General features: G+C 59.5%; 5 protein-coding genes and 1 rRNA gene. 4 read left to right on the plus strand and 2 right to left on the minus strand.

Going from position 1 to position 7,299, the window contains the following annotated elements; all coding sequences use genetic code 11:
- Positions 1–300 precede the first annotated feature (300 nt).
- The 4 genes from JF616_05160 (at position 301) to JF616_05175 (ending at position 5,565) form a co-directional block, all read left to right on the plus strand.
- Positions 301–1,716: a hypothetical protein gene (locus tag JF616_05160; protein MBW8887132.1), complete on the plus strand. Its 1,416-nt coding sequence runs from the start codon at positions 301–303 to the stop codon at positions 1,714–1,716.
- Positions 1,717–1,842: 126 nt separating this feature from the next.
- Positions 1,843–2,322, plus strand: a complete 480-nt coding sequence (locus tag JF616_05165; protein MBW8887133.1) for a hypothetical protein — start codon at positions 1,843–1,845, stop codon at positions 2,320–2,322.
- Between the two features lie 7 nt (positions 2,323–2,329).
- Positions 2,330–3,715 carry a hypothetical protein gene (locus JF616_05170; GenBank protein ID MBW8887134.1) on the plus strand — a complete coding sequence of 462 codons (1,386 nt, stop codon included), beginning with the start codon at positions 2,330–2,332 and terminating at the stop codon, positions 3,713–3,715.
- A 332-nt stretch (positions 3,716–4,047) separates the two neighbouring features.
- Positions 4,048–5,565 carry a hypothetical protein gene (locus JF616_05175; protein ID MBW8887135.1) on the plus strand — a complete coding sequence of 506 codons (1,518 nt, stop codon included), beginning with the start codon at positions 4,048–4,050 and terminating at the stop codon, positions 5,563–5,565.
- A gap of 48 nt (positions 5,566–5,613) precedes the next feature.
- Here the strand turns inward: JF616_05175 and JF616_05180 are convergent, their stop codons facing one another.
- Together JF616_05180 and JF616_05185 are read right to left on the minus strand one after the other, a co-directional pair.
- Complete coding sequence (locus JF616_05180; GenBank protein ID MBW8887136.1) at positions 5,614–6,603, minus strand: hypothetical protein; 990 nt, start codon at positions 6,601–6,603, stop codon at positions 5,614–5,616.
- A 578-nt stretch (positions 6,604–7,181) separates the two neighbouring features.
- Positions 7,182–7,299 (minus strand): 23S ribosomal RNA (locus JF616_05185); the annotation flags it as partial.

Genomic DNA, 7,299 nt, shown 5'->3' on the forward strand with positions numbered 1-7,299 from the left:
TTAAGGACTTTCCCGTGTCGTTGAGGGCGAACGGGAAACAGCCTGGGAGTGGAAGCGAGCGCCTTCGATGGCCTGTCTAGCGGGAAGCCGCTAACGGGTCGGTCGCACGCGATGCGACCTCCGACTGGGCCCAGCGCGAGGCCGGCCGGCCTCGGCAAGGGATGGCTCGAAGCGCGCGGAATCCCCTCTAAATCCTGGCGAGATGGGTCAGGATTTACCAGTGCCGATTTCGACTTGGCAGTACTTTTTAAGCTCTGGGGGAGTATAACTCCGATGGATTATTCGATAGGGAGGGTTGGGATGATGTCACGAATCAATGGTTGGTCCTGCAAGGCGGGCGGAATGGCTCTTGCCTTGGGACTGGCTCTCATGGGGGTTCAAGAAGCCAGGGCGCAAACGGCCGTGGTCGCTCGCGACCCGAACAACCCTTACCAGAAAAGCAAGTTCGGCCACGTTCACCGCGTATTCCTCTACTCCTTCGAGTTGGGCTCGCACAATCAGTCGTACCTGCAGGAATCGATGAAGCGGTACGCGCAGAAGTACGGGTTCCAGTTGGATATCGGAACCACCAACAGTTACATCACCGAAGCGACCCTGGGATTGAGCGGAGACACCACCAATCCGGTGAATGTCGCGGTGTTCAATGACGGCGACGGGGACGTTCTCTCCAATGCCACCTCCCTGGCCGCCATGAAGAAATTCGTGGAGGTCAAGGGACGCGGATTATTCCAAGTCCATGCAGCCGCAGCGTATATCCCCTGCCCGACCAGCGGCGCGGAAAACCTGACTGATGCGAACTGCAAGTGGTTGGCCCGCATTCTTGTGCGCCAGTACTTGAACCATAACCCCGATCCGAATTACGTCCGCATTTACGTGGACTCGGTTAAGGCCGGCGAAATCCCGCCACATGCTACCGCCGCGACCGGCGGTAATGTCGCGGCGACCACGGATCATGGCAAGCGTGTTCCCGAATACAAGAGCATCTTCGACTCGCTGCCCTCCAACAATGGCGTCGTCGGCGGCGCCGAGCCCATGGTTTGGGACAGCTTGGGCGATGAGTGGTACAACTACCGCGGCTATGTGCGCAATCAAGGCGCGCAGACGTTCGATGCCGTGCCATTCGGCCCGGTGACCGCGTTGTTCGCGCAAGACGAAAGCGCCCCTTATACCGCGGCAAGCCTTCACATGGGCGACCGCGTCCAGGCCTGGGCCAGACATGTCGGCACCGGCCTCACGGTCTACAACAACATGGGGCATGGCAACCTTTACGTGCGCACGCGTAAAGTGCACGGCGCCACCGTCAACGACAGCATCGTCGAAAAGATCAACTGGCGCATCATCCGTTACCTGGCCCGCGACTTCGTGGGTTGCATGGATCCGAGCAAGGCCGCCTATAACCCGGAAGCTTCGGTGACCAAGATCAACGAGATGGACAACCCCGCCCCGTGTGACGTAGTGTCCGCCAAGATCATCAAGGACGGGGCTACGTACAATGGCGTTAAGGTGGCGGGCCGCAACATCCGCGTCGCGTTGCCGGAAAAAGGGGAATACCAGGTTCTTGTCGTCGATGCGCAAGGCAAGCAATACTACAACGGCTTTGCGGCAGGCGGAGCCGGTAAGACCTTGGATATCGCCAGCCTCGGCAAGGGCCAGTTTTACGTGCATATCGTCGCGCCCAATGAATCCCGCAACGTGACGGGTGTTCGCCTGGACTAAACCCCGGAGCCATTCAGCCGAAGAAAGGCCTTCTCTTCCGGGGAGGCCTTTTATTTTTTGCGGCCCATCCCCGGCTCCCTTGCCCGCGCTTGTCCCCGGAAACTTTCCGTTGTAGCTTCCCTAGTCATGAACATTTCCCGGATCCTCAAGCCCGTGCTCGGGGCGGTATTCTTGATTGCCGGCCTTTGCCTTCCCTTCGCCGCCCGTTCCTTATCCCCCGACTGGAACCCGCAACGAACCCTGATCCAGAATGCCCTCGAATGCCATGTCCAGATCTCGCCCGATACGCGGAAACCCATATTCGTGGTCGTGAAAAAGGGCGAGGAAAACCCCTCGGCTTACCTGGTCCAATTCGAGGAAACGCAGTTGTTCATGGAATTCGATCCCTCCGTGACCGCCACCGAAATCCGGAATGCCGTCCAGTCCCATTTTCCGGGCAATCATATCCCTCCCAGCGATCCTGTTTCGGGGCGCGTTCGCTTCGAAGGCTGGTCCGGCCATGCCGCCGTATCGAAGCCTTTCGGATGGGTGTTCGCGGCTTCGCTCGGGCTCCTGCTCGCGGGTTGGCTGATGACAAGGGCGATTTGGGGTAGGGCCCGGAGTTGATCTACCGGTGTCCCCCGCCCCTCTGAAACGCGCGCCTTTCCTAAAAGGGCGCCTTTTATGGTCGGCCTTGATATTCCTCGCCTCCGGCCTCCTCGCCGAAACCCGTTCCCAGACCGATAGCCTATCCCGGGAGTCCGAAGGCTCGATCGATTTCGGGCAACTTGAATCGGGTCAGCTCGATCATACCGACGGTACGGGCCAATCTTTCACCCGTACCACGGTTTCGGTCGCCTTGGCCCGGAAGTATGCCCAAAGATTGGGCATGCGCTTCTCCCTCTCGGAAATGTTCTGGTACCCGCTTCCGGTGGGGCAGTTCGACGAAGAGCGTTTCGTCCGCTTCGAATCCGACCTGGAAGCCTATGGCGTGCTGATATTCGGAAATCCGGAACGCCCGCGCGCCTTCCTTCAGTTCGGTCTTTTCCCCTTCAAATACAATCCCGACGCCAGCGATCTGGGGGAATACCTCTACCGCAGCGGGACCTATCCCGGATACTTGTGGACCGGAGGAAATTCTTACCTGAACTCGGCCTATTACACCGGGCAGGGGATCCGCTTGAACGTGACGTCGCTCGACGGCTTCGCGGTCCAGGATTTCACCCTGTTCATGGAGCGCGACATCGAACCCCTCCATGATTTTTCCCCGGGGTACGTTCTGACGCTGAAGCCCGCTGGGTACCTTGAGCTGGGCGGCGGCGGGGTCTGGGCCCATGGGCTCTCCTGGAATCCCGAAAAACTATCGCCGCACGATCCCCGGAACGCCTACAGCCTCGCCACCGGCCTGCCGCTCCTGGATGCCACGGATACGGCCACGCTAAACTCTCCCGCGAATCAACTCGGTTATTACACCTTCAAGGGTTTCAAACTCATGGCCCGCGTTTCCCTCGACCTCGCGGAGCTGCTGGACCAGGGCCGGCTCCATGGAAAGGACTTCAAGCTCTATTCCGAAATCGCCTTGCTCGGCGTCGAAAACCAACCGTTCTATTACGATAAACGGACGGAGCGCATGCCGATCATGATGGGCATCGCCATTCCCGCCATGGGCCTGCTGGATCGTTTTTCCGTGGAAGCGGAATACCACAAATCCCGTTTCAAGAATTCCATCAGCTACCTGGAGGACGGGCAGCTTCCCCTTCCGCTCAACGGTGCCACCGACAATCCGTACAACTATTCCGATTCCGCCGTCCATGCATCGCCCCGCGCGTTCGCATCGGACGATTGGCACTGGTCCGTATTCGCGGAACGCAAAATCATGGACGGCATCACCCTATCGGGATTGGCCGCCAGCGATCATTTTCGCCACGAAAACGAGGACGACGAGCCGCATAGCGACCCTGCCACGATGAGCTGGAAAGACTGGTACTACGTCATGCGCCTGAACTTCAGGTTGCCCTGACGCGATCCCGGAAATAAGTCCATATTTTATGGTGTAAATCCCGGAGACCGGTGCGACCCCAAAGCTACGCCTCGGGCCTCCCCGCCGAGGTGGCGATTCCCGGGCCCGGTCCAGGATATTCCGGATGCCGGGTATCGATATGCCGGACGGAAACCGCCCGCTTCGCGTACATTTAAGGACGCTCCCGCGATCCGGATAGGGGACTGGTTACTATGGATCAATCGGAGGGAGCCTTCGGGTCCTTCTCTATCGGAGGAAAAAGCCTGCGCATGAATCAATGGGTCCCAGGCGGTGGACGGTTTCCGTTTTTTTTCAGGGGATGGCTTCTGCTTTTGCTGGCCTTTCCCGCCATCGCCGCGGCAGCCTTTTCCTTTTTCGATCCCCGGGATTCCGCGGCCGTTCCCGATCGCCTCTCGCGGACCGGAATCTATAAGGATATCGCGACGAAGGTCACGGATACGTCCCTGCATGCTTTCGCCATCAACGCCCCGCTCTGGTCCGACGGGGCCGCCAAGATGCGTTGGGTTATCCTTCCGCCTGGCCGTTCCATTCCTTACAACGATACCACAGACCGGTTCGACTACCCGGACAGCGCGACCTTCGTGAAGACATTCCTGTTGGAGCGCAGGCAAGGGGACAGCACCACGCGGGTTTATTGGGAAACCCGCTTCCTCATGAACAGGCGCGATAGCGCCGGCGAAAATTCCTGGCGCGGCTTCTCCTACCGCTGGAATGACGAAGCCACCGAGGCATACCTCGTGAATCCCCGGGCTGGCTTCGATACCTCTTTCTTCTATACGCGCGGGCCGGCCGATGGGGGTACCTACAAGAAATGGCATTTCCCTTCCCAGAGCGAATGCGAACTTTGCCATGCGGCCCGATCCGTGCTCGGCTTCCTGCCGCCGCAATTGAAGCGTCCGAGCGCCGCCGATCCGGCCATCGATCAAGTTCTCGATCTGTTCCGCCAAGGGATTTTCACCGGGCCTCGGCCCGACGCCGCCGCCTTGGCGGCCCGTTGGAAAGGCCTCCGGGAGCCTTTGCCTGCCGGGCTTTCCCCGACCCAACGCTACGCCTTCCTGGACACGGTGGCGCGATCGTACATCGCCGGTAATTGCTCGGGCTGCCACGGGGACCGCGGGATCTCCCAAGGCAGGGCTCCTTCGAACGTGAACTACGACTTCTACCGCCTGCGTCCGACCATGGAATTCGCCCATGCGCCAACGGGATCGGCCGGTATGGATATGGCCGATACCGGCTACGTCCGCCTTTTCGGCCGGCCTTATGTACGTGAAGCCGCAAGGCGCCTGGGCCTGGATACGGCCGCCGGGGCGCCCTGGGATTTGGTTAGACCCCCTGACACCACCCTTCCGCCCGCTTTGGTCTACCCCGGTTACCCCGCCTATTCCACGATTCTGTACCGGCAAATCCTGCGAAGGGCACCCTGGCGCGACTCCATGGAAGCCCGGATCAATCTCGAGGGAACGGGCGCTCCAACCGGATGGTCCACTTGGCTCTTCTCCAAGCCGTGGGGGTCTTCTGCTTGGCGCGACGATCTCGACACCCATGGAGTGAGGCTGGAGGATGTCATCTCCTATCAGGCCGAAACCAACTACGCAGGGGCGCAAATGCCGCCCCTCAACGCGAGTTTCATACCGGATTCGGCGGCGCTGGCAGTGCTCGGCGAATGGATCCAGGGTTATCAGAGCTTGTACGGCACAGGTATCCATTCCGCGCCGGCTGGAAGGAAGCCGTCTCTCCCCGCGAATCTCTTCCGCAGACCCGGCCATCGGATTCTCTTCGCTCTCCCGGACGGGGAGAAACCAAGGGACGCTCGCGGACGGGCGAACTGATAACCTTGGGCTCGCGATTCCCTTTGGACCGGGAGCCTCTGAAGCCCGCTAGGGCCCGCCTCCATCCAGGGTCTTCAGTAGAGCCCCATAATCGCCCGCGGCCCACGCCGTCCGATCGTCGTGAAAGACCATTGCCCTTACCGTGCTTAGCGTGTCCTTGCCCGTTATCTGTTGCCCGCTCCAGGTAGTCCCGCCGTCTCTCGTTTTGCAAATCTTTCCGAAATCGCCGGCCGCCCAACCTTCTTCAGGGGAAAGAAAGTGCAGTGCGAGTATCCCTTGAATATGCGGCTTGTTAGCGGCCTGCCAATGGGCGCCGCCGTCAACCGTCTTAAGCACCATGCTATACTGCCCCGCCGCAAAGCCATGCTGCCCGTCCGTAAAATGCACGGCGTATAGTTCCGCGGTATCCAAAGCAGGGTTCGCCTGCTTGGTCCAAGTCACGCCTCTATCTACCGTCTTGAGGATGGTGCCCGCGCTACCCACGATATAACCCGTATCCGGGGAAGTAAAGGAAATCGCGAACAAGTCAGAAGCCGTGCCCGAACCCGTGGCGGCCCAGGATTGCCCTTCATCGAGACTACGGAGGATTATTCCCGCTTCCCCTACTGCCACTCCCAAGCCGTTCCCCGGAAAAGCCAAGGCACACAGTCGGGCATTGGTGCCGGAAGCGATGGAAGTCCATGTCGTCCCGTCATCTTCGGAATGCTGCATTGTTCCCGCCGCGCCGGCGGCGAAAAGGCTCCGCCCTCCATCAATCAAGGCCAAGGCGAACAGGGACTGGGTCGTACCCGTCTCACGAGGCGCCCAGGAGGTTCCACAATCCTCTGTCGCAAGCATGCTGCCCCCCGCGCCGACCACCCACCCCCGCTTCTCATCCAGGAAGGCGAGGGCATTCAAATTCCTATCGGAATCGTTGGCCAAAGAGACCCAGCCTTGGGATCCCGCCCCGGGTTCGGTAGGCTTACTCCGTTCGCATGCGAACAGGCAGCCTAGGGATATCGCGAGGGGTATGGAACGCTTGGGAAAGGAAACCGGCATGGCAGGGACCTCCATCCCGGAGAACAAAAATTTACTTACGAAAATCCTCTCGGACCGGGGTCGCATTGGCCGGGATAAATTCCATTGGCCGTCCAAGTAGTTTGTGCGGGATAAAACGAAGACGGCCACCCCTTTCGGGATGGCCGTTCGTGCTCCTTTCGGAGCGAGTTATACCCTGGCATAGACCCACTCTCCCGCGGCACAAGACCGCAGTACCATAGGCGCGTTGAGGCTTAACTTCTGTGTTCGGGATCAAGCTGTATACACCAGGGAATTTCTGGGCAATGAGGATTGGCTTCGCCAATCCATTAGGAAATTGCTTCGCAATCTCCACCGGACTGGGGCCGGGTCCTCAGGGAGTCGCGATGCGATTCCCATAATTTCAAGGCATCATTATCATAGTCTACTCATTAAATCAACTCGCTATACCGCCCGCGACGGCATCCCATCGGATGCCGAGCCAACGCGCGGTCATGAACCGGCCAAGCCGGTTTATCGATACCTTATATTGCGCCCAGGGGGAGCTCTATCAGGCCATCAAAGTGCAACTCACGGCTCATCCGAAGATGGACCTAGAATTTTTAAAGCCATACGACCTATTAGTATCGCTCGACTCCACGGATTGCTCCGCTTCCATCTGCGACCTATCGACGACGTAGTCTACATCGGGTCTTCAAGGGGATCAAGTCCCACGGG

It is taken from the genome of Fibrobacterota bacterium (assembly GCA_019509785.1).
In the GTDB taxonomy this organism is placed as follows: domain Bacteria; phylum Fibrobacterota; class Fibrobacteria; order UBA11236; family UBA11236; genus Chersky-265.

Bases quoted from the DNA above. Each gene is read 5' to 3' on its own strand.
- JF616_05160 (MBW8887132.1), top strand. From the start codon at position 301: ATGATGTCACGAATCAATGGTTGGTCCTGCAAGGCGGGCGGAATGGCT.
- JF616_05180 (MBW8887136.1), bottom strand. From the start codon at position 6,603: ATGCCGGTTTCCTTTCCCAAGCGTTCCATACCCCTCGCGATATCCCTA.
- JF616_05165 (MBW8887133.1), top strand. From the start codon at position 1,843: ATGAACATTTCCCGGATCCTCAAGCCCGTGCTCGGGGCGGTATTCTTG.